This window comes from Streptomyces sp. O3 (genome assembly GCF_054788135.1).
In genome coordinates this window covers 1-253 of the sequence record NZ_JBTVYK010000216.1, presented here as the reverse complement: position 1 = coordinate 253, position 253 = coordinate 1, and the positions used below count along the sequence as shown (strand labels likewise).

Below are 253 nucleotides of genomic sequence, written 5' to 3'. Positions count from 1 at the left end.
CGTCTGGGCGTAGATCGGGCGCAGCAGGTCCAGGTCGCGGATGATCGCGGCCGGGCGGAGGTCGAAGACGGTCGAGACGGCCGCCTCGATCGTCGTGACGTCGACCGCGTTCGTGCCGAAGGTCTCGACGAAGAGCCCCACCGGCTCGGCCTTGCCGATGGCGTACGCGACCTGTACCTCGCAGCGCTTCGCCAGTCCGGCCGCGACGACGTTCTTGGCGACCCAGCGCATCGCGTACGCGGCGCTGCGGTCG

General features: G+C 70.8%; 1 protein-coding gene. It reads right to left on the bottom strand.

The annotated features are described in order from the left end of the window. A partial coding sequence (locus ACX6XY_RS30415; protein ID WP_460337948.1) for a methionine adenosyltransferase domain-containing protein occupies nucleotides 1-253 on the bottom strand: 253 nt, incomplete at both ends.